General features: G+C 64.2%; 21 protein-coding genes and 3 pseudogenes. 9 read left to right on the top strand and 15 right to left on the bottom strand.

Annotated features, from left to right (window positions below):
* Positions 1 to 131: 131 nt before the first annotated feature.
* Both AC1RUK_RS15725 and AC1RUK_RS15730 read left to right on the top strand, forming a co-directional pair.
* A complete protein-coding gene (locus AC1RUK_RS15725) occupies positions 132 to 824 on the top strand; it encodes a winged helix-turn-helix transcriptional regulator (RefSeq protein ID WP_481834889.1) in 693 nt (230 codons plus the stop codon).
* Positions 825 to 901: 77 nt separating this feature from the next.
* A pseudogene (locus AC1RUK_RS15730) lies at positions 902 to 1,105 on the top strand (alkaline phosphatase family protein); the annotation flags it as partial.
* Positions 1,106 to 1,150: 45 nt separating this feature from the next.
* Here AC1RUK_RS15730 and AC1RUK_RS15735 read toward each other — a convergent pair.
* Complete coding sequence (locus AC1RUK_RS15735; RefSeq protein WP_481834888.1) at positions 1,151 to 1,750, bottom strand: YdeI/OmpD-associated family protein; 600 nt, start codon at positions 1,748 to 1,750, stop codon at positions 1,151 to 1,153.
* A gap of 205 nt (positions 1,751 to 1,955) precedes the next feature.
* On the opposite strand from AC1RUK_RS15735, the gene AC1RUK_RS15740 reads away from it, so the two are divergent.
* Positions 1,956 to 2,567 (top strand): hypothetical protein, encoded by a 612-nt coding sequence (locus AC1RUK_RS15740; protein WP_481834887.1) that lies wholly within the window; start codon positions 1,956 to 1,958, stop codon positions 2,565 to 2,567.
* A gap of 45 nt (positions 2,568 to 2,612) precedes the next feature.
* On the opposite strand, the gene AC1RUK_RS15745 is transcribed toward AC1RUK_RS15740, so the two are convergent.
* Positions 2,613 to 3,515 carry a S1C family serine protease gene (locus tag AC1RUK_RS15745; RefSeq protein ID WP_436174244.1) on the bottom strand — a complete coding sequence of 301 codons (903 nt, stop codon included), beginning with the start codon at positions 3,513 to 3,515 and terminating at the stop codon, positions 2,613 to 2,615.
* Between the two features lie 254 nt (positions 3,516 to 3,769).
* Between AC1RUK_RS15745 and yghU the strand changes: the two genes are divergently transcribed.
* Positions 3,770 to 4,636: a glutathione-dependent disulfide-bond oxidoreductase gene (gene yghU / locus AC1RUK_RS15750; RefSeq protein WP_481834886.1), complete on the top strand. Its 867-nt coding sequence runs from the start codon at positions 3,770 to 3,772 to the stop codon at positions 4,634 to 4,636.
* A gap of 256 nt (positions 4,637 to 4,892) precedes the next feature.
* Here yghU and AC1RUK_RS15755 read toward each other — a convergent pair whose 3' ends face one another.
* Both AC1RUK_RS15755 and AC1RUK_RS15760 read right to left on the bottom strand, forming a co-directional pair.
* Positions 4,893 to 5,696, bottom strand: a complete 804-nt coding sequence (locus AC1RUK_RS15755) for a hypothetical protein (RefSeq protein WP_481834885.1) — start codon at positions 5,694 to 5,696, stop codon at positions 4,893 to 4,895.
* A gap of 78 nt (positions 5,697 to 5,774) precedes the next feature.
* Positions 5,775 to 6,973 (bottom strand): annotated as a pseudogene (locus AC1RUK_RS15760) (aminotransferase-like domain-containing protein).
* Positions 6,974 to 7,308: 335 nt separating this feature from the next.
* On the opposite strand from AC1RUK_RS15760, the gene AC1RUK_RS15765 reads away from it, so the two are divergent.
* Positions 7,309 to 8,049, top strand: a complete 741-nt coding sequence (locus AC1RUK_RS15765) for a sulfotransferase family protein (protein WP_436174241.1) — start codon at positions 7,309 to 7,311, stop codon at positions 8,047 to 8,049.
* A gap of 200 nt (positions 8,050 to 8,249) precedes the next feature.
* On the top strand, positions 8,250 to 8,564 hold the full coding sequence (locus tag AC1RUK_RS15770) for a GYD domain-containing protein (protein ID WP_481834884.1): 315 nt from the start codon (positions 8,250 to 8,252) through the stop codon (positions 8,562 to 8,564).
* A 117-nt stretch (positions 8,565 to 8,681) separates the two neighbouring features.
* Here AC1RUK_RS15770 and AC1RUK_RS15775 read toward each other — a convergent pair whose 3' ends face one another.
* Positions 8,682 to 10,346 (bottom strand): FAD-dependent oxidoreductase, encoded by a 1,665-nt coding sequence (locus AC1RUK_RS15775; protein WP_481834883.1) that lies wholly within the window; start codon positions 10,344 to 10,346, stop codon positions 8,682 to 8,684.
* A 92-nt stretch (positions 10,347 to 10,438) separates the two neighbouring features.
* On the opposite strand from AC1RUK_RS15775, the gene AC1RUK_RS15780 reads away from it, so the two are divergent.
* Positions 10,439 to 10,987 carry an imm11 family protein gene (locus AC1RUK_RS15780; protein ID WP_481834882.1) on the top strand — a complete coding sequence of 183 codons (549 nt, stop codon included), beginning with the start codon at positions 10,439 to 10,441 and terminating at the stop codon, positions 10,985 to 10,987.
* A 96-nt stretch (positions 10,988 to 11,083) separates the two neighbouring features.
* Here AC1RUK_RS15780 and AC1RUK_RS15785 read toward each other — a convergent pair whose 3' ends face one another.
* From AC1RUK_RS15785 to AC1RUK_RS15830, 10 genes and pseudogenes are all read right to left on the bottom strand, one after another.
* Positions 11,084 to 11,239: a hypothetical protein gene (locus tag AC1RUK_RS15785; RefSeq protein WP_481834881.1), complete on the bottom strand. Its 156-nt coding sequence runs from the start codon at positions 11,237 to 11,239 to the stop codon at positions 11,084 to 11,086.
* A gap of 281 nt (positions 11,240 to 11,520) precedes the next feature.
* The gene (locus AC1RUK_RS15790) at positions 11,521 to 12,156 is read right to left on the bottom strand and encodes a DUF6151 family protein (protein WP_481834880.1); all 636 of its coding nucleotides are present in this window, start codon (positions 12,154 to 12,156) and stop codon (positions 11,521 to 11,523) included.
* Positions 12,157 to 12,388: 232 nt separating this feature from the next.
* Positions 12,389 to 13,048: an outer membrane protein gene (locus tag AC1RUK_RS15795; RefSeq protein ID WP_481834879.1), complete on the bottom strand. Its 660-nt coding sequence runs from the start codon at positions 13,046 to 13,048 to the stop codon at positions 12,389 to 12,391.
* Between the two features lie 574 nt (positions 13,049 to 13,622).
* On the bottom strand, positions 13,623 to 13,805 hold the full coding sequence (locus tag AC1RUK_RS15800; protein WP_481834878.1) for a hypothetical protein: 183 nt from the start codon (positions 13,803 to 13,805) through the stop codon (positions 13,623 to 13,625).
* A 283-nt stretch (positions 13,806 to 14,088) separates the two neighbouring features.
* Positions 14,089 to 14,793, bottom strand: coding sequence for a Crp/Fnr family transcriptional regulator (locus AC1RUK_RS15805; protein ID WP_481834877.1), 705 nt, complete (start codon positions 14,791 to 14,793; stop codon positions 14,089 to 14,091).
* 790 nt (positions 14,794 to 15,583) lie between these two features.
* Positions 15,584 to 15,775, bottom strand: a pseudogene (locus tag AC1RUK_RS15810) (GFA family protein); the annotation flags it as partial.
* A 101-nt stretch (positions 15,776 to 15,876) separates the two neighbouring features.
* Positions 15,877 to 16,428, bottom strand: a complete 552-nt coding sequence (locus tag AC1RUK_RS15815) for a cysteine hydrolase family protein (protein ID WP_481834876.1) — start codon at positions 16,426 to 16,428, stop codon at positions 15,877 to 15,879.
* A gap of 80 nt (positions 16,429 to 16,508) precedes the next feature.
* Complete coding sequence (locus AC1RUK_RS15820; protein ID WP_481834875.1) at positions 16,509 to 16,925, bottom strand: hypothetical protein; 417 nt, start codon at positions 16,923 to 16,925, stop codon at positions 16,509 to 16,511.
* A 153-nt stretch (positions 16,926 to 17,078) separates the two neighbouring features.
* On the bottom strand, positions 17,079 to 19,094 hold the full coding sequence (locus tag AC1RUK_RS15825) for an amidase (protein ID WP_481834874.1): 2,016 nt from the start codon (positions 19,092 to 19,094) through the stop codon (positions 17,079 to 17,081).
* Between the two features lie 85 nt (positions 19,095 to 19,179).
* Positions 19,180 to 20,760: a WD40 repeat domain-containing protein gene (locus tag AC1RUK_RS15830; protein ID WP_481834873.1), complete on the bottom strand. Its 1,581-nt coding sequence runs from the start codon at positions 20,758 to 20,760 to the stop codon at positions 19,180 to 19,182.
* A gap of 528 nt (positions 20,761 to 21,288) precedes the next feature.
* On the opposite strand from AC1RUK_RS15830, the gene AC1RUK_RS15835 reads away from it, so the two are divergent.
* Together AC1RUK_RS15835 and AC1RUK_RS15840 are read left to right on the top strand one after the other, a co-directional pair.
* Positions 21,289 to 21,384, top strand: coding sequence for a lasso RiPP family leader peptide-containing protein (locus AC1RUK_RS15835; protein WP_481834872.1), 96 nt, complete (start codon positions 21,289 to 21,291; stop codon positions 21,382 to 21,384).
* Between the two features lie 86 nt (positions 21,385 to 21,470).
* Entirely contained in the window at positions 21,471 to 21,563 is a 93-nt protein-coding gene (locus AC1RUK_RS15840) for a putative RiPP precursor (protein ID WP_120016031.1), read from the top strand.
* Position 21,564: the final 1 nt, after the last annotated feature.

The raw sequence follows: 21,564 nt of genomic DNA on the forward strand, positions 1-21,564 counted from the left end.
CTAAGAGCTCGCATGGCAAGGCACTCGCCAACCAGTCCGCGATCTGTACTGGGCCGGTACAGTTTCTGTACTCGCCGCTTCAATCATGAAGGGCTAATGTTCGCCTCGGGTTCGAGGGAGAGGCACCATTCATGACCCAGCACGGATACAAGCAGTTCTGCCCGCTATCGATGGCCGCCGAGGTGCTGTGCACCCGTTGGACGATGGTGCTGATGCGCGAATTGGTGGCGGGTTCGACGCGCTTCAACGATTTGCGCCGCGGCGTCCCCAAAATGTCGCCAACCCTTCTGTCGCAACGGCTGAAGGAGCTCGAGCTGGCGGGGATCGTCGAGCGCAAGGAGATCCGGGGCGAGAAGGGTATCTTCGACTATCAGCTGACGGAAGCCGGCCGAGATTTGCGTCCCGTCGTCGAAGCGATGGGGTTCTGGGGACAGAAATGGGTCGAGTCCCGGCTGTCGTTGAAGAACCTCGATCCGTCGCTCCTGATGTGGGACATGCGGCGCAATCTGAACCCCTCGCCGCTGCCCGAGGGACGCACGGTGATACAGTTTCTGTATCAGGAGCTACCGGTCTCCAAGCGCTCCTGGTGGCTGATCGTCGAGAAGCATGGCGAGGTCGACCTGTGCTGGTACGATCCGGGCTTCGAGGTCGACCTCTATGTCTCGACCGACCTGCACACGATGACGGCGATCTGGATGGGGCTGACGACGGTCGAGAAGGCCGGCGCGAAGGTCGCACTGACCGGCGACAAAGCCATCGGCAGGAAGATGCAGACCTGGCTCGGTCTCAGCCCGTTCGCGGTCGAGCCCAAGCGCGCGGCTTAGAACCTGCTCACCGCACCGGCGCGCCGGCCTCCTGGTCGGCGTCGGTCAGCGTCTGCAGGAAGGCAACGATGCCTTCGATCCCGGCGATGATCATCTCGCCCTATGCGAAGATGGGCACCGTCGACCACACGCAATATGACACGACGTCGATCCTGCGCTTCATCACGGCGCGCTACGAATTGCCGGTGCTTCCGGGCATCGTCGCCCGCGACAAGGCGTTGCGCAACAATGACCAGCCGCCGATGGGCGACCTGACGGCGGCGCTCGATCTCAGCCGGTAGAGCCTCATTCCTGTTGCGGGCGGGCTCGGTCGAGGCCGCCCGCGATTATTTCTTCCCCTGCGGATAGATCGCCTCGCCGCGCTTCAGCATCTCGACGAAGGTCTCGATCTTCTTCCTGCGGCCGGCTTCGGTCTTCATGTTGTGGGTGCGGAAGGCCAGCGCGAAGCGGTTCTGGGCGCTGAGCTTGGCCAGCATTTCTTTCGCCTTGGGCTCGGCATCGATCGCGGCCTGCAGATCGTCGGGGATTTTCATGTCCTTGCCGCTTCCATAGGCGCGGTCCCAGCGGCCGTCGGCCTTGGCTGCCGCGACCTCCCGCAGCCCATGCTCAGTCATCCGGCCCTCCGCGATCAGGCGGGCGACGTTGTCGACATTGATCTGGCTCCAGATGCTCTTCTTGCCGCGCGGCGTGTAGCGCTGCAGGTAACTCCTGTCGTCGAGGCTCTTGCGCACCGCGTCGATCCAGCCGAAGCACAGCACGGCGTCAATGGCCTGCTTGGGCGTGATCGACGGCAGGCCTGACCCCACCTTGTGGACCTTGATCCAGATTTCCGTCTCGGTGGTGTGGTGCTTGCCAAGCCAGGCATGGAAGCTCTCCGGATCCGGGAATTCGCGTACCTTGGCGGGATCGACCTTGACCGGCGCCATCAGGCGGATTTTCCTGTTGCGACTGTCAAATGGCGTTCCTCCTCATCCTCGAATAAAGCAGCAGCGGGACCTCATAGCAAACCCTGCGAAGGTGGCTTGCGCCTCTGCCAACGCCCGTGGCAGGTTCCAGCGCGAAAGTTCGCAAAGCGCGCTGCGTTCCCGTTTGGTCGAGCTGGGCAGGCAGACTGCAATTCGGGGGGATGCCATGCGATCGCTGTTGTTCGGGCTTGCGCTGTTGCTGTCGACCTCGGCCATGGCCGAACCGATCGAAAGCCAGAAGATCATCACCGCCGCCACAGGCGACTTCAACCGCGATGGCGCCACCGACCTGGTGATGATCGTCGAGACCCAGCCCAGCGACCCGATGGACGTGCATTTCTTCCTTGGGGACAAGGAGCACAATTATCTCAAGCCGGCTGGCGTGGTGCGCGAGCAGGTCTACGGCGAATGGAACGGCTACGACCGGCCGGGCTACAAGAACTCCGACACCGAGCCGCAACTGACCGCGCTGGCGAACGGCTCGATCAAGTTCTATCTGCCGGCGATGCCGGAAGGCAGCGAGCGCACCAACCAGACGCTGACCATCGCTTGGCGCGAAGGCGCTTTCATTGTCGCCGGCTTTGCCTACGACCATGACGACGCCCTGAAGGACAATTCCAAAAGCAGCTGCGACTACAATGTGCTGACCGGCAAGGGCAAAAGCAGCAAGCAGCAGCCAGACGGCAAGACGGTGCGCAAGAAAGTGTCGGTCGAGGGCGCGATCATCCCGTTCGCCGAGTGGAACACAGGCACGGGGTTTTCGGCTTGCGGGGAGTGAGAGCGGAGCGCGGCGCCGCCAATCTCCCCCCAGCAGATCGGCTAGTCACTGCAGATGCGGCTTCTTCAGAAAACTGTTGCGATCCGCGGATTTCACCCGCAGCCAGGTTTCACGCCCGTCGCGCACCACCCTGAGCGGGATCTCGGCGCCGGCCGGGTTTTCCCATAGCTTGCGGTAAAAGTCGGCGAGACCATCCACTTCGCCGTCGCGCACGTCCGAGATGATGTCGCCCTGGCGCAGGCCGGCCTTGGCGGCGGGGCCGCCTTCGGTGACGCTCATTACCATGACGACGCCGTTCGACTCGGCCGAGAAGGCGCCGAGCCACGGGCGCGGCGGCTTGGCCACCTGGCCGCGCGTCAGGAGGTCGTCGAGGATCGGCGGCAGGAGGTCGATCGGCACGATCATGTTGATGTCGGCGACCTCGCCGGCGCGGCTCATCTGCAGGCGCAGCGATCCGACGCCAAGCAGCCGGCCATCCTCGTCGAACAGGGCCGCCCCGCCCCAGGACGGATGGGCCGGCGCGATGAAAATCGCCTCGTCCAGCAGATATTCCCAATAGCCGGCGAATTCCTGCTTGCTGACGATATGCGCATGGACCTGCTGGCCAATGCCGTCGGCGAGCACCACGGCATCGCCGGGTTTGGCCTTGTGGGCATCGCCGAGCGCCACCGCCGGCAAGCCGAGCGGCGACAGCGCCTGCACCAGGCCGAAGCCGGATTCCTGGTCGTAGGCAAGCGCATGCGCGGGGACGACGCGGCCATCCTGGTCGGTCAGCCAGACCTCCTCGGCCTCGGTGATGAGATAGCCGATGGTGAGCACCAGCCCGTCATCGCGGATGACGACACCGCTGCCTTCGCGGCGGGTTCCCAGCGCGTTGGCGGTAAAGGCGTCGTCGGGGATCGTGGCGCGGACGGCCACGACGGAGCGCGAAAGGGTATCGATGTTCATCCGTTCATCCTGGCAAGGTCGGTCTTTTCCATAGGTATGGCGGATTGAGTGAGACGCAAGGGCTGACGCCCTTCTTGCCCCCTTGTGCTTGCCCCCTTGTGGGAAGGTGGATCGGCGTCGACATCGATAGTAGTTCAACACAAGTTGAACTTTCTGCAGCCCGCGCTATCTATATCCGGGTGTAGACCGAACCCGCCCCATCCAACCTGGCGCAAGCTGACCCCTCCCCGTCGAAAACCACAAGGCCTCCCGCGATGAACCAATACACACCGCCGAAAGTATGGACCTGGAACAAGGCGAATGGCGGCACGTTCGCCAGCATCAACCGGCCGATCGCCGGCCCGACGCATGACAAGGAATTGCCGGTCGGCAAGCACCCGCTGCAGCTCTATTCGCTGGGCACGCCGAACGGCGTCAAAGTGACGATCATGCTGGAGGAGCTTCTGGCGCGTGGCCACAAGGGCGCCGAATACGACGCCTGGCTGATCCGCATCAACGATGGCGACCAGTTCGGCAGTGGCTTTGTCGAGGTCAATCCCAACTCCAAGATCCCGGCGCTGATGGACTACAGCGAACCGAAGCCGGTCCGGGTGTTCGAATCCGGCTCGATCCTGGTCTATCTCGCCGAAAAGTTCGGCGAATTCCTGCCGACCGAACGGGCGGCGCGCACCGAGGCGCTGTCCTGGCTGTTCTGGCAGATGGGCTCGGCCCCCTATCTTGGCGGCGGCTTCGGCCATTTCTACGCCTATGCGCCGGAAAAGATCGAATACGCCATCGACCGCTTCGCCATGGAGACCAAGCGGCAGATGGACGTGCTCGACCGCCGTCTGGCGGAAAGCGAATATCTCGGCGGCCCCGACTACACGATTGCCGACATGGCGGTGTGGCCCTGGTATGGCGGGCTCGCCAAGGGCCGCATGTACAATGATTCCGGCGAGTTCCTGGCCGTGCAGGAATACAAGCACGTGCAGCGCTGGGCCGACGCCATCGACGCCCGCCCGGCAGTGAAGCGCGGGCGCATGGTCAACCGCGCCTTCGGCGACCCGGCCATGCAGTTGCACGAACGCCACGACGCCAGCGACTTTGAGACGAAGACGCAGGATAGACTCGCGGCGGAATAGTGCCCGCGTTGTAGTCCTAAACTTCAACGTTGGAGATTAGCGAAGCCGGAGGCGATATCCGATCTCCCCCCTTGTGGGGGAGATGTCTGGCAAGACAGAGGGGGGCGCTGTCCCGCCAGCCTTTCAGCCTACCTTAACCGCCCTGGCTCGGTTTTCGTATCTTGAAATCTAGAGGATGGCGATCCTTCGCGCCCCCCTCTGGCCTGCCGGCCATCTCCCCCACAAGGGGGGAGATCGGCGCGTCATCCGCTCAGCCTTACTCCGCGGCGCTGCATTCCTCAGCCGGCCGAGCCGTGAGTTCCCCGACAGCTGACATCCAAAGCCGATCTATATCGGCCAGACGCGTCTCGTCGATTTCGTCGAGGTGTTTCCAGTACATGCCGTCCTCGTAGAAATAGCCGAGGTCCTGTTCGACCTTCTCGGCTTTGTCGGCTGCGTCGAGCTCGATGCCGGCCAGGATCTCGGCCTGCATCCGGGCGACGCCGGCCTGCGACAGGCCCTGCAATTCCTCGAATGTCAGGCGCGGAAAGATCAGCCGGCTCTGCGGCAGGTCGGACAGGTTGATGCACAGGCATTGCCGCTTCAGCGCCTGGACCAGCAGGCGCGCCGACTTGGCCTTGAGATCGCGCAGTGTCGGGTCGTCGCGCAGCGGGTCGGCACGGCCGATGCCGTAGAAATGCGTCCTGCCCGGCTGGTCGTAGATCATGTCGCAGCCGAGGAAAGCGAGCACGTCGGGTTTCTGGCTGTGGATGGTCCAGTAGGCCGCCGTCATCGCCATGGTGCCGCCGGCATAGACGAAGCCGCCAAAGCTGTTCTGCGCCGGCACGTAATGCGCTGCGCTGAAGATCTGCGCCTGGCGCAGCATCTGCGGCGGCGGCAGCCGGTCCGGCGGAAAATCGCCGGCATGGACGAGGAAATCCCAGTCGGGGCGCACGCGCCAGGCATTGTTGATGGCTACGATCCGGCTGAAGGCCGCCTTCGGCCAGGCCTCGCAGCGCACCACATCGGGCGCGCTGCCGATGAGCAGGATGATGCGGGGCGATGTCGACGCGGCGGCCATGGGGCGCCAACCTGTCACCTCCGGGCGGAGCGCTCAAGAGGTTCAATGGTATCGAGACAGCGTCAGCGCCGCGCTGCCCTACCCCTTCAGCAGCGCCGCCAGCCTGGGAATCCCCTCACTCACGGCGCGCTTGTCGGCGAGCGTAAAGCTCAGCCGCAGCGTGTTGCGGCCCGAACCGTCGGCGAAAAAGGCGTTGCCCGGCACGAAGGCGACGCGGGCCTCCTTGACCGAGCGGGCGAGCAGCGCGGTGGCGTCGGTGCCTTCGGGCAGCGTCACCCAGACGAACATGCCGCCATCCGGCCGGTTCCAGCTGACGCCTTTGGGCATGTGCGCGGCGAGCGCGGCAAGCAGGCCGTCGCGGCGTTCGCGGTAGGCGCCGATGAGCTTGTCCACCTGGCGGTCGAAGACGGCTTCGGCGGCGCGGTGCATGGCCACCTGGTTGATCGAGGGGCTGTGCAGGTCCGACGCCTGCTTCATCAGCACCAGCCGCTCCACGACGCGGCGCGGCGCGCAGACCCAGCCAACGCGCATGCCCGGCGACAGGATCTTGGAGAACGAGCCGCAATAGAGCGTGCGGGCGTTTTCGATGCCGCCGGAGCGGGCGCAGTCGATCGCCAGGATCGGCGACACGCCTTCGCCGTCATAGCGCAGCGCGCGATAGGCGGCGTCCTCGATGACGGCGATGTCGAGCTCGCCGGCGAGATCGAGCACCGCCTCGCGCTGCCTGAACTCAGCGTCTCGCCGGTCGGGTTGGCGAAATCCGGCACCAGATAGGCGAATTTTACCTTGCCGCCGGCGGCAGCAGCGGCTGCATGGTAGGCCGCCGGCGTCATGTTGCCGCCGTCCGGCGTCAGCCGGTCGTAGCGCGGCTCATAGGCGTTGAAAGCCTGCAGCGCGCCGAGATAGGTCGGCCAGGTGACCAAAGCGGTGTCGCCGGGCGAGAGGAACAGCTTGCCGAGATAGTCCAGCGCCTGCTGCGAGCCAGAGGTGATGAAGATGTTGTGCTCGTCGCAGGCGACGCCGAGCTTGCCCATCTGACCGGCCAGCCATTTTCTGAGCGGCAAATAGCCCTCGCTGACCTGATACTGGAGTGCCGATCCCGCTTCGGCGCCGCCGAGCACCGAAGCATAGGCTTCGGATATGGCCTCGATCGGGAACAGCGCCGGGTCGGGGATGCCGCCGGCGAAGGAGATGATGTCGGGCTGGTCGAGCAGTTTCAGCAGCTCGCGGATTTCCGACGCCTTCATGCGCGACGAACGCGACGCCAAGAGGTCCATCAATGTCACAGCCCACCTCCCCGTGGATTTTTTGAGATTTCTTCGAGCATGACCCCAATACCGGGGTCATGTTTTGGCTGGAGCATGATCTTATCCAAAAACCGGTTCCCACTTTTTGGGATCATGCTCGTATATAGGTCAATCTCACTGACCTATTATCAGGCTCTCCCTGCCGCGGGAATAGCCAGAAGGTCCTTCCGCGTGGCCCAAAGCAAAAATTCACGTTTTAGCGTTTGCGCATGGAAATTTGTTGCGCGCTTGCCGGGGTCGATGCAACCTCGTTTCGGTGGATCCGCATAAAAAGAACAGCGGTCCAGAAAATGGGGGCACGGGGAATGACGCTCAAGCTCATCGGGGCCGGATTCGGCCGCACCGGCACGTGGTCTACCTTTGCCGCGCTGAACAAGCTCGGCTTTCCGAGCTACCACATGCAGGAAGTCATCCTCAACAAGGCCAACAAGGGCCATCTCGACTTCTGGCGCAAGGTGGCGAACAGCCCACCCGGCAGCCAGCACGACTGGAACCAGGTGTTCGCCAACTACACGGCCACCGTCGACAATCCCGGCTGCTGCGTGTGGAAGGAATTGCTGGCCGCCTATCCCGACGCCAAGGTGCTGTTGACGCTGCATCCGCGCGGCGCCGAGGCCTGGTACGAGAGCACGATCGACACGATCTACTTCACCAAAAATGTCTGGCAGTTCAAGATCCTGGAATGGCTGACGCCGTTCGGCCGAAAATTCGGCGACATGTCGAGCAAGCTGGTGTGGGGCCGCACCTTGGCCGGCGTGATGGACGACCGCGCCAAGGCGATCGCGCGCTACGATGCCTACACCGAGGAGGTGAAGGCGGCGGTGCCGCCGGACAAGCTTCTGGTGTTCACGGTGACCGACGGCTGGGCGCCGCTCTGCCGCTTCCTCGGCGTCGCCGAACCGGCCGAGCCGTTCCCCAACCTCAACGACCGCGCCAGCCTCAAGAAGGTTATCAAAAGCGTGATCATCGGCTCGTACATCATGCTGGGATTGTCGATCGCCGGGGTGGTGGCGGTGATCGCGGCGCTGTGGTGGTGGCTGGGATAGAGCGCGCGGCGGGATTGTCGTTATATTAGATTAAGCGCATATTACAGTAGACCGAAGCGTAGCTCCGGTCATGAACTGCCGTTGGCCATGGCTGCCCAGGCGGTCCACAGGCCACGTCAAATGTCAGTGAAAAGACAAGCCCCTCTGTGCTGCTCAAACACTTGAGCAGCCCGAGACAACGATGTTTGGAGGAGACAGCCATGAAGGTTACCATATTGGCAAACTATGCACCTCACGCCGCCAAGGGCCTGATGCAGGGATCAGACCGGGAGGCTGCGATCAAGGCGCTGTTCGAAAGCGTTGGCGGCAAGATGGCCAGCCTGATGTTTACGCGCGGCGCTTATGATGTCGTCGTCAATGGTGAGGTACCGGACCAGACTGCCGGGATGGGCATGGCCCTCGCCGTGCGGGCAAGCGGTTCGGTGAGCGACCTCGTCATCCTCGAAGAACTCGACATGCAGGGGGTGCTCGCCGCCGCCAAAAAGGCTGCCGGCTCCTACAAGCCTGCCGGCTGATCGCCTGACCAACCAGGCAGCACGGCTCGATTGAACGCACCCGTGCTGCCGGGTCCCGAAATGAACCGCGATGAACGCTCCGGCCAGCCTGGCCTGTCAAGCTAGGCGACCCGGCCATCAACCGCGCTGGGTCTTGCCTTCATTGGCCAGATACTGGTGGACGAAGGCGATGGCCATGCTGCCCTCGCCGACCGCCGAGGCGACGCGCTTGACCGGGCTCAGCCGCACGTCGCCGCAGGCGAAGACACCGGGCGCGCTGGTCTCGAGCAGATAGGGGTCGCGGCCATGCGACCAGTGCCCGGCCTTCTTCACGTCGTCGCCGGTCAGCACATAGCCGCGCGCATCGCGCGCGACGTCTGCCGGCAGCCACTCGGTCTCGGCATTGGCGCCGATGAACACGAACAGCCCGCCGCATTCGTGCCGGCTCACTCCGTTGCCGGCCTTGTCGAGAATGTCGATCGCCGTCAGGTGCATCTCGCCGTGCACGGCCTGGACTTCGGAGCGAAGCTGGACCTTTACGTTGGATTTCGCCCTGAGCTGCTCGATCAGGTAGTGGGACATGCTGTCGGCAAGCGACGGCCCGCGCACCAGCAGCGTCACGCTGCGCGCATGGCCGGAAAAATGCATCGCCGCCTGGCCGGCCGAATTGCCGGCGCCGATCAGGTAGACATCCTGCCCATGGGTGCTGCTCGCCTCGCTGCGCGCCGCGCCATAATAGACGCCCTTGCCGATCAGCCGGTCGAACCCGTCGATGGCGAGACGGCGCCAGGCCACGCCGGTGGCAAGAATGAGGCTGCGGGCGCGCACGACATCGGCGCCGTCGAGCACCACCTCATGCATTGCCGGGTCGATGCCGGCGACCGAGCGGGTGACCAGTATTTCGGCGCCGAGCCGCTTCGCCTGCTGCAGCGCGCGGCTGGCAAGCTCGTCGCCGGAGATGCCGCTCGGAAAGCCAAGATAGTTCTCGATGCGCGACGAGGTGCCCGCCTGGCCGCCCGGCGCCTCGCGCTCGACGACGATGGTGCGCAGGCCCTCGGAAGCGCCGTAGACGGCCGCGGCAAGACCGGCCGGCCCGCCGCCGATGATCGCGACATCGTATTCGGCGCCGCGCGGGCGCGTCTGCAGCCCCAGGCGGATGGCCAGATCGCGCACGGCGGGTCTTTCGATGATCGCTCCGTCCGCCAGAAGGGCAACGGGACCATCTTGAGCCGGCCTGCCCTGGGCGGACCAGAAAGCCTCGGCATCCGACGTGTCGGGCAAAAGCCAGGTGAACGAGATCTGGTTGCGGGCGAGAAACCGGCGGAGCTCCCCGCACATTGTATCCCAGCGGTGGCCGACCAGTGTCACGCGAGGCTTCTGCGGCTCGGCGGTGACGCTCTGCAGCCCGCCCATCCGCTCGCGGGCAAGCGCGCTGACCGTCTGGGCCACGTCTTTCGAGACCGCGGCGATGGAATAGTATTGCTGGACCTCGATGCGCATGACGCGGGAGGGTTCGGCGGCGCGATAGCCGCCCGGAAAACCCGAGCCAAGCGCGATCGGCACCTCGCCGAAGATCGTTCCCGGCAGCCGCCAACCGAGCGTCCGCTCGACGCCGTCGAAGGTTTTTACCACTTCGATCTTGCCGGCGAGAACCGCAAAAAGTGCTGCCTCTCCACCCTCGTGGACCGCGAACTCTCCAGGGCTGAGATGAAGGTCGGCCGCCATCTGCGCCAGCCGCTTCAGCTCGGCCGCCGGCAGACCCGAAAACAACGGGATCGCTCCCACTTCATCAACTGTCAGCATGGCCCCTCGCAGGCATCAATTAGCGTTGTTTTTTGGCCGCGATCAACAGAAAAAGGCGGAGAGCGTTGCCCCTGGCGCAAGGATACCGACCGATGCCGATCAGCCTCTACGAGTTCGCGGTCCTGGAGGATCAGGAATGGGTTCTGCCGGTTGATGAAAGCGATTTCGAATTCTTCTTCGGCCTGGATGGACGGGTTCTCGACACATGGCATCCGCCGGTCATGCAGCGTATCGCCGACGACGACCGCGTCTATGCCTATTCGGACTTCCCCTGGCTTGGCGAGCACGCACCGCTGCTGCGCAAGCCGGCCGTCGATGTGCTGGGGGCATCACTGCAGCCGTACGGCCAGCTGCTGCCGCTTCGCGGCGAAGAGGTCTGGCTCTTCAACGTCACCAATGTGATCGACGCGCTGGACAAGGAGCGGTCGCAGATCGTCGCATTCGAGGATGGCAGCATCCTCGCAATCGAACGCTACGCGTTCCATGCGGACCGGATCGGCAACGCCGAGATCTTCAAGCTGCCGATGCGCGCGTCTTCCGTGTTCGTCAACGAGGAGTTCGTCGAGCGTGTCCGAAACGCCGGGCTGAGAACGGTGTCGTTCAAGCCGGTGTGGACATCGGATGAAGCCAGGCGGCCCTGATCCGTGGTCGCGGCGCGGCGGTGGTGGCTGGGTGAGAGGCGACCGGACTCCGCTGGCCGGATGCGTTCGACAGAGCAAGGCGTCCGGCTCGCCCGTTTAGAACGGCAGCCGAATCTCGTCGGATGCGGCCGTCTCCGACCAGCCGACGTCCTTCTGGATTTCTGGCGACAGATTGTCCAATGCGTGCTTCGTCTCCTTGCGTTTGCCGGCTCGCTTGAGAGCAGCCGCAATTCGGCCAAGGGTTTTTAACATCGACATCCTCCATATCGTAGCGGCGGAAAGAGCAGTGCTGCCCTCTCACACGGCACCCGTTTTGCGACCCGTCTGTATCCGATCGATTGCGCGGGAACGGTGAAGGGCTTCACGAAACCGTGCCAGTTCGAAACATTTGCATGCAAATCAATTTGGGAGGGGCGTGCGCCAGCGCCGAGCATGCTGCCTGCGATATCCGACACTTAGCCTTGTTGGCTGACGCGCTGATTCACCGTCCCGTTCCAGGGACAGCCTGCCAGAACATTGTCCGGAAGTGACGATCAAGACTCCAGGCGAACGGGCATCGCCCCACCAGCCAGCGAATCGCGCTCGGCCGGTGTGATCTGGCGCGGCATGGAGAGCGGCATGTTCGTGTGCTGGTCGAAGAGCGGGTTCGGCCGGCCGAGGCCGCGCAGCCACCAGAAGAGAAGTTTTGAGACGCGCAGCGCAAAGAGGCTGAACGCGGGTGGCGGCGGTGCGTTGAGCGGCAACGGGCCGACGGCGGAGAGTTCATGGATCCGGCAATGCGGCGCGCCGAGCACCGCGTCGCGGGGCTCGGCATCGTGGCACATGAAGGAATGAATAATGGCGACCACCGGGAAGCGCGGACCGGCTGAGTTGCCGATCGGGGTCCGGCAACACTCCGTGTACCAGCGCAGCACCTTGTCTGAGAATTGCAGGCAGCGCACGGCGTCCTGGCCGGTGGTAAGCGTCACGCGGCCCGCCGGCATCTGGAAGATGTCCGTTCCGCCGGCGACGTCGAGCATGTCCGGCCGCTCGAGGAAGCGCGCGAAGGCCTGGCAGTCCCGGCAGTAGCAGGTGAAGCGGAAGCCGGTGTGCGGCGCAACGGCCTTGGCGACGCCGCTGACACGGCGGCAACGGCAACGAAGCGGAATATCCTTTGCGGCCAATGCCATGCGACAAGCTCCCTGAGCCGGCGCGTCATGATTTCGGGGGCGAGGCTTGCTCCAGCGCGCCGTGTGGAATGATGTCCTCGCACATCTCTCCTGCGGGCCGAACCGGGCCGTTCATGGGCATCGTTGTTCACATTGACGGCATTGGGCTGCCGCCAGCTGTGGCGACAGCGCCGTGCTTCCGCGTCAGGACCGCATCGAAATGGCCCGTCGGTAGGGCTTGCTGCCCAGCACCTCAGAACTTGTAGTTGATCTTTCCGACGACGACATTTTCTGTGTCGCGATTGTCTACGAAGAAGCCCGTATTCACGTCGCTTTCGCCAGACTTGGTGCCAAAATCATAGTAGTTCCATTCGACGCCCGCGGTCCAATGGTCGGTAAAGGCGTATTCGGCGCCCAGGCCGGCGGTCCAGCCAACCCGAGACCCGCCCCCAAACGATTGTTGAAAGCTGTCGACTTCCGCAAATTTGTAGTTGGTGAAGGCAACACCGCCGTCGCCATAGACCAGGAACCGATCGACAGCATAACCGAGACGCCCGCGCACCGAGCCCAGATAGTCCTGCTTGGTTTCGCAGACCGTGCCGGTAACATCTGAACATTGGTTGTCGCCCTTCACAGTCGAGCCTGCAAGGTCGCCTTCAATGCCGATGACGAACTGGTTGATCTGGTAGTTGTAGCCTATCTGGCCGCCGAAAACACCGCCGGACCCATTTGTATCGAAGGGAACGAAGGTGCCCGACCAACGGCTGTCATTCCAGCCGCCGCCCGCTTGAGCGCCAACGTAGAAGCCGGTCCACGAAAAAGGCATGGCGGCGACGGGCTGGACAAGGTCCGCTGCCAGAACTGGAGAAGTGGCTGCCAGAAATGCAACCGAACAGAGCAATACCAGTTTCATGAAGCCCTCCGCGTGAATCGCCTAAGGTTGATATCGCTCGGCAAATCAGCCGCTTCAACCAAAAGTTTCAACTCTCGAAATTGTGATCGAACGCAGTTGCAAAGTAGCAACAGGCCAGTCGTGGAGAGCGAAGGCTGCAACGCGCAAATGTCTCCACGAAAGTCCTGGCGCCGCTTTCGCGTCGGCACAAGTCACCACGCCGAAGCTCGCAGCCTGTTCCCAGGCCCTCGTAGAAGCCCGGAGCGATAGCCTCAAGTCCGCGATCACAGCGACCTTTGGTGCAGACCATGGTCCGCCTTGCGGCACCAGCCGGCACAGGCGCATTGTTGCTGTCGAACCCGACGGCAAGGGCCTGGCACCACACTACCCCCCGGTGTCAGGCCCTTTGTCTATCCGCCCAAATTACGGCGGCGGGCAATTTTCTTTGCAACTTAATGTGTTGCCGCAGCGTATCTGCCGAAGACGGCAGGCCGCTTGGGTTGGGGTAGGTGCGGCGGCGCTGGCCTGCCGTCGCCAGGCGCGCTGAGCTCGGCACTTCCGAACCGAAAGGTCAGCGCGGCAAAAACCAGCGGCGCTATTTGCGCGTGATCCAGTCCAGCATGTCGGGGTCGACGTCTTCGTGGCCGGTCAAGTGGCGGATGAGGGACGCGGCGAGCATGCGCCACCGGGCTTCCGGGACATGGCCTTCCGATTTGATGAATGCGGTTCGCGGGATGTCGCAGTCGAAGGCGGATACATCCAAATGGCCGTCTGCCATGTCTGTCTCCCGTTCACAGGGGCGGGAGCTTTGCGAACTCTCAAGCACCGCGCCCGAGACATACCGGTGACACAGGATTCATATGCCGTTCAAGCCAGGGTTCAATCGGAATCTGATTGTACGAATTTAACCAAGCGGCGGTGGTCGTTGCCCGCACTTTGCCAGATGCTAGAGATGACGCGCGGTGCACCCCAAAGTAAGCCGCAGTGGCCGACGCGACTCAGGCAACGTGCCTCAACCGGGCACCCGCGTCGGTCACATCCAACACAGATGCCCTAAAGGGCTACTCAAACAGCCGGCCATAGTCGGCCTCCGCCTGGCCGTAGAACCCGTCGGCGACGCTGACCAGACCATCCCTGTCGCGAATGGTGATCTCGCCGCGTCGGGACCGGATAAGACCGCGTCCCTCCAGCATTTGAAGACCGATCGTCACGCCAGGGCGCCTGACGCCAAGCATGATCGCCAGGAATTCGTGGGTGATCAAAATTTGCTCGCCGGTTGTCCGGTCGTCACACATCAGCAGCCATCGGGCCAGCCGATCCTCCAGCTTCGCACGGGCATTGCTCAACGCCGTGGATCTGGACTGGATATGCAGATAGTGGACATAGCGCAGCAGGAAGGGGCGAAGCGTCGGGCTGTTTTGGAGCGCGTCGTTGAACGGTGCCGCGTCCATGCAGACCGCCTCGCTCGTCATCTGGATGTAGCAATCGTGAGGCGCCCAGTCGGCGCCCATCACCAAAGCAGAGCCGGACATGCCTTCGCGGCCGATGATGCCGACCTCGGTATCGAGGCCCGGCCGGTTCCTGGCCACCACCGAGGCGATGCCGCTTTCGAGGAAGCAAACCGACCTGATCGGCTCGCCCGCCGTTTCAAGCAAAACCTTCAGGTCGAGGAAACGATTGTGCAAATGAGGCGCGAGCAACGCAAAGTCGGCCGGATTCATACGGCGCAAAAGGTCGCTCCTATCCTTGCTGACTGTCTGGTCCACCGCTCTCTCCCGCGAAGGGCAAGAGCGCTTGTCATCTCCCAGCCGTCTGCGCCCAGGGTGCATGCAAACGGTCGTTGGAGGATAGCCCACTCTGTTTCAACAATCGAGCTTGGTACGAAACCGACAATTTGGGGCCGTGCCCACAAATCCATCCAACAGCTTTTTCCGGATCAACGCTACGAGCGATCGCGAGCCACGAGGCGCGCTTCCCTCAGGATGGACGCGCGATCGGTGCCGATCAGCGAAGCGATCTCTCGTATTTGCTGCTCAGTGGCCCCGGATTCGCGCGCCAGCGTCGCTACGGCCTCAGCGCCCAGACCGGACTGTCCCGGTTGCTCTGCCATTGCTCCGATGCCTCCGGTTGGGGCAGGAGTGCGATGGTCGCTCCCAAGCGTCAGCGCCCGTGAATGTGACTGGCGATCTGGTCAGTGTACGCTTTCGAACAATCTTTAGCGAGAGATATATTAGCCGGCCAACATCAAGCGCCGAGAGCGCGCACCGTGTATCGCCGGGGCAGGGTAGCGGCGAAGGATGGGAAGACGCCCAGTCGGCCTTCGCCGAATCCACCTTTTACCGCCCGCCTATTCCGCTTTCGCGGAAGTTTCGGCGGACGGGCAATGTGCGATGCTGTTATTGCGGCGGTACGAGCCGCCCTGGTCGGCGCGAGCTCAGAGCACACCCCAACATGCGCCCCCGCAGCCGCGTCGACCACGGCAGGCCCGCGCGCCCATCAAGCAATATGTGGTGGCAACCACCCCTGCTCCGTCGGCACCGGCGCGACCAAACGCGGTCAGCCGGCGGAGCCGCCCGCCGCGAAGCTTCGGGCAAACTCGGCCGTCAGCGCCTCATACTCCTCCATCGCCGGCAGCGCCGCGTAGCTGTGCACGGCCGGCGTCGTCGCCCAGGGCAGCTTCTCGCTGGTCCAGGTCTCGATGAAGGGCATGAACCAGCCTGGATCGTCGAGCATGGTCGGGCGCAGGTTGCAAGGGCGGCGCGGAAATCGTCAACCGAACGCGCCCGCAACGGCATCCGCCTTCGGCCGGCAGGGTCAGGTGTGACAAGGTGGGCCTCCTCGGGTTGGCCTCAGCCGCCCGTCAGCGCCATCGTCGTCACCAGCGTGACGCCCGCCTCCGTGAAAGCGGCGTTGTGGCGGGCGACGATCTCGGCGGCGGTCTCGCCGGGCGTGTCCACTGTCGAGTGGGCGTCGGAAACCACGGTGACGCCGAGCCCTTCGGCGAAAGCACCCTTCACCGTCGCGGCAACGCAAAAATCGGTCTGCGCGCCGACAAGCACGACCTCGCCCGCACCCTGCCCGGCCACCCATTCGCCAAGTGCTGAATTGCTGAAGGCATTGCCGACGCTCTTGGCAAAGGTCGGCTCGTCCCCGGCCTGGCCGAGCGCCGGCCACACCGGCCAGCCAGGCTCACCCGGCGCCAGCGGATCGCCCGCCGGCCCATCATGCCTGACAAAGGCCACCTTGCGCCCGCTCCGCCTCGCCCAGTCGATCAGCGCGCGCGTGCGGGCGACCATGCCGTCGGCATCATGGATCGGCGGCTCGAAGCGGCCGTCGAACATGCCGGTCTGGAGATCAATGACGATGAGGGGGGCGGTGGCGGAAGGGCTGGTGTTTGGCATGGGCGCGAAGATAGCGTGGGTGGCGGGTGGGTCAAGGTAGCTTCGGCGCTGCGCCCGGCAGTACCGTTTGCAGGCATCTGCTAACGGTTGCTCAGAACATAGAAGTTGCCAAATGAACCTGCGCAAAGGACGCACACCGCCAGCGCGAACAAGAAGAGCGCGGCGGCAATCCGCGAGACGACTGCCATCGGGTGGCGACCCTCTAGCGAGTTGCCAGGTCCGCGGAGCATTCGGCCGGCCGCTTTGAGAATTGCTACGGCAAGAATGGCTGCAATCAGCAAAGGAAGGAGGCCCAGCAACATCTTCGGTGTTGGCGGATAACTGTATAGGCCAATGATCGCCTTACCGAACTGGTAGAGAAAGATCGGTATGCCCACGAAAAATCCGCCTAGCACAAAGTACATCGCCAGACGCCAAGGCCAGTCTGAAAGCCATCGCTTGCCAGCCTGTTTGCAAGCCTGATGATCAAGCGCCGCAAAACAAAGGGTGCCAACCACCCAGCAGGATCCGATCCACCAATTCATCCGTGAATTCTATCGTTCTGCCGGTTAGCTTGGGATTAAGCTCCCAAGGCGGCGCCATCATCTCGCCCGTTGGATAAGGCGTCGGAGCGCTCGACCTCCCCCCATGTGGGGGAGATCGCCAGCCCCTCACCCGATCCCGCCCGTCACCGCATAAGCGCCGGCGGTGCGGCCGTCTGCCCGACGCACAATGGCGGTGACGATCGAACCGTAGGACCCGCGCCAGACGCTGTGGAAGCCTTGATGGGTTGAAGCAGGCACCACGATCCGGCCGACGCAGCGGTTGCCGCTTCGTTGTAACGGGACCGGCTCGCCATTGACATGAACGCTCGCGTCCTCCGCATTAGCAATATCGATGTCCAGTGTGACGACGATCTCATCATCGTTGCCAGCGCTAACCGTCTCGACGGTCAGCGCAATGGCGAGCGGTGCGTCGATGGATAGAGCGGTGGCACCCCTCCCGCGCGGCGCAAACACATCGTCCGGCAATGCCGGCGTACGCGGCGGGCTTGTCCGGCGGGCACCTGAGCGCTCGAAGTCGCCGGCCATGCGAAGCAGTTCCACATCGCAGTAAGCCTTGCCGGCGAAGGTGAGGCCGACCGGCATGCCGATATCGGCCATGGTGCCCATCGGCACGGTGACGGTCGGGATGCCCAGGTGACGCCAGACCAGATTGCCGTTGGCGACCCAGGTGCCGTTGCGCCAGGCAAGGGCTGCCGAAGCCTCGTCGACATCGGCATCGGCCGGCCCGACATCGGCCACGGCCGGCAGCACCACCGCGTCGAGGCCTTGCTCGTCGAGCCACTCCTCGAAGTCGATCCGCCGCGTCGCCTCCAGGCCCTTCAGGCCCGCTTCCAGCGTCGGGATATCGGCGAAGGGCGCGACGCCTAGCTTCGCGCGCTCGACATACTCCGCCAGATCGAAACCGTCATCGCCATAGCGATCCGGCAGCGCGCCCGGCGGCTGCGGGAAGATCTTCGGGCCGTCGACCGAGACAAGATCGGGAATGGCCGGATCGGCATTGGCGCGCAAAAAGTCGTCCCAGGCAAAGATGCAGAGATCCCAGATCTCGCGCCCGGCGAACTCTTGCGGCACCAGCCCGCGCTCGACCATGGTTTTCGCACCCGGGTGGTCGCGCTCGTAGTTGGAGACGACGGGAAAATCGACCTCGACAATCTTTGCGCCGAGCCGCTCCAGATCGCGCGCCGCCTGCTGCCACAGGTCCAGCACCGAGGCGCGTGTTTCGATCGGCTTGGTGGCCTGCGTATCGCGGCCGACATACATCTTGGGCACGCCGAGCCGCTTGCCGCGCAGTGCGCCCTCCAGCTCGAGCGCTGTGTAACTTTGCGGCCGCACGTCACTGGTCTTCGGCAGCGCCACCCAGGGCTGCGCGCGCCAGAAATCGCCGCGCGACTCCGCGTCGTCGGCGACGATCACATCGAGCAGCTCCAGCATGTCCGGCACGCTGCGTGTATGCGGCACCACCACATCCATGGTCGGCACCAAGGGCCAGTTGCCGCGCACCGAAATGACGCCGCGCGACGGCGTGTAGGCGACCAGCGCGTTGTTGGAGGCCGGCGCCCGGCCGGACGACCACGTCTCCTCGCCGAGCCCGAAAGCAGCGAAGCTCGCGGCCGTCGCCGTGCCCGAGCCGTTGGACGAACCGGAGGCGAAGGCGGCGGTCAGGTAGTCGGCATTGTAGGGGCTTTCGGCGCGGCCATAGACGCCGCGCTGCATGCCGCCATTGGCCATCGGCGGCATGTTGGTCAGCCCGATAAGCACCGCGCCGCCGGCGCGCAGCCTGGCAATGGTGAAGGCGTCCTCGCTGGCGACGAGACGCTCGAAGGCCGGCGAGCCGGCAGCCACGGTCAGGCCGGCGACCTTGTAGCTGTCCTTGGCGGTATAGGGGATGCCGTCCAGAGGGCCTAGCGTAGTGCCCTCGCGGCGGCGGCGGTCGGACGCGGCGGCTTCCTCGAACATTGCTGGGTTGAGGACAGGCACGGCGTTGAGCGCGATGCCGTGGCGATCGTAGTGCGCAATGCGCCTCAGATAGGCGCCAACCAGTTCGACGCTGGTGACGGTGCCGTCCTCCAACGCGCGGCGCAGGTCGGCGATCGAGACTTCGACGATGTGGAAATCGGACATGGGGTGGCCCAGTTGGCGTTTCTTCACACCCCTCTGGCCGGCAGGCCACAGGGGGTGTGAAAGCTCCGGCGGCGAATGTCCGATCTCACTCCGGTGCGCCGGCGAACAGCACCACGCCGTCGCCACCTGCCGCTGGCCAGTCCCTGATGGTGCGGTCGTAGCCGCCGGTGAGCAGCGTGCCGTCGGCGGCGAAGGCGACCGAATAAAGCGGCCCGGTGCCTGGATCGAACTCGGCAATCTCAACGCCGGTGTCCATGTTCCACAGCCGCGCCGTGCCGTCGAGCGAGACCGAAGCCAGCCGCTTGCCGTCGGAGGACAGTGCGATTTCATAGACGGTGCCGGAATGGCCCTCGAAGCGGCGCACTTCCTTGAAGGTGTCGAGATCCCAGAGCTTGATCGTGTAGTCGCCGCTGCCGGTCACCGCATGGCGGCCGTCGGCGGTGAAGACGGCGCCATAGGTGCCCTGCTCGTGGCCGTGCCAGCTGCGCAGCTGCTTGCCTGAAACGATGTCCCAGAGCTTCAACTCGCCGTCGATGCTGCCCGAGATGGCGCGCATGCCGTCAGGCGAGACGGCGACGGCGCTGACCGACCAGTCGTGGCCCGGCAGCACATGCAGGACACTGCCCTTGTCGATGTCCCAGACGATGACGCTGCCGGTGTCGTGGCCGCTGACGGCCAATCTGCCGTCCGGGCTGATCGCCAGGTTCCTGACGCCGCCATTCGTCCCTGAGGAAAAGACGTGCAGCACTGCCCCATCCGAAAGCTGGCGCAGCACGATCTCGCCGTCGTCGCCGGCAGTCAGTGCCCGCTTTCCGTCGGGCATGAACAGAGCCGTGCGCGCCATGTCCTTGTGGACGCCGAGATCGCGGATCAGCCGCTTGCCGTCGATGTCCCAGAGCTTGATCATGCGGTCGGTGCTGGCGCTCATGATCTCGTGCCCGTCAGTCGACACCGCCACCCAAACCACTGCGTCGCGATGGCCGTCGGGCTGGGTGGGTTGCGACGGCGCGGATGGTGGCGGGGGCGCCACGGTCTGTGGCGGCGGGGCAGCCTGCGGCGGCGCAGGTGCCAGTGCCGTCTTTGGCGGTTCTTCCGGAGCTACTGCCGGCGCAAGAGCTGGTGGCGGCGTGACCGGCGCCGGCTCTGCTGGAGGCGGTGTCTTGACGGCCTGCTCTGGTGGCGGAGTGACTGGTGCTGGAGCGACTGGCGCCGGAGCGGGCGTGGCCGGCGGCGGGTTCACCGGCTGCGGCGGAGCGCTGGCGACGTCCTTTGGCTCGCCGGGTGCCGGCACCTCCCCGCCCGTCCGCCACGGGCCGAACTGGTCGGCCAGCAGCGCCAGCACGACGAGCATCGGCAGGACAAGAAAAACCAGGCGCAGGCGCGGCCTGCCCGAGACCTGCACTTCCGCTGCCCGCCCGAACAGCGGCGCGCCGCGCTGGTGGCCCGGCCGGCCCGGCAACCGGCCTTGCCAGAACAGCAGCGCGCCGAGCGCGCAGACCAGGGCCGCCGCCAGGAATGCCGCGAGCCGCAGGGACGCCGCATCCGCCAGCGGATGCGCCAGGCGGCTCAAGACGAAAGTGCCCGGCAGCAGGTACGCATGCGCCAGGCAGGCCAAGGAAACGGCCAGCACAAGAAACGCCAGCAGCCTATCGACAGACCTGTTCATCGGTTCCCCCCGCTGCGGCGGCTTGCCTCCCCCGCGGGAAGAAAGCGGCATCACCATCCTAGCCGAGCTCGGCACGAAGGCTAAGTGCCCGAAATTGCAAGATCGGGGATAAATATGTCTCGATCAGGGATGTCCCTGTTTCGGAGAGGCTCGAATCACAGATTTATGCGGCCAGGGCGCGAATATCCGGATGCTTAGAGGGCAGCGGTGGAGCCTTTCGGGTGGCGTAAGATCGGCGGCCGCAGCACAAACACTGACTTCCCCAAGAATAAACAACAACATAGGCCAGCATGGTTGACAGGAAACAGGAGTCTGACATTATCCGGGTGGGATATTCTGGAGAGTTCGAGCGTGAAAAAGACCTATGAGAGGCCGGTGCTTGTAAAAAAGGGCAGGCTTTCCGCGATCACGGCCGCCAACGGCGCTCCCGGCCCCACCGGGCCCGCAGGCTGATTTCGACGGCCAGACGGCATGCTTGATTGAACAAAGATGGCAACCTGACTGCATAAGACCTTGGAGGACTTGGACGTGAAAAAGACCTATGAGAAGCCGGCGCTTGTCAAGAAGGGCAGACTTTCCGCGATCACGGCCGTCAACGGTGCTTCCGGCCCAACGCCACAATAATCCAAGCACACAACAAACTGAGCAGCCGTGACTAACGAAGACGGCAAGCCGATGTCGTCGGCACAAGATTTTTGGAGAGGTCAGGCATGAAAAAGACCTATGAGAAGCCAACGCTTGTCAAGAAGGACAGGCTTTCGGCGATCACCGCCAACGGCGCGCTCTCGAACCCAACGCCCTGAT

The organism is Mesorhizobium monacense, assembly GCF_056781675.1.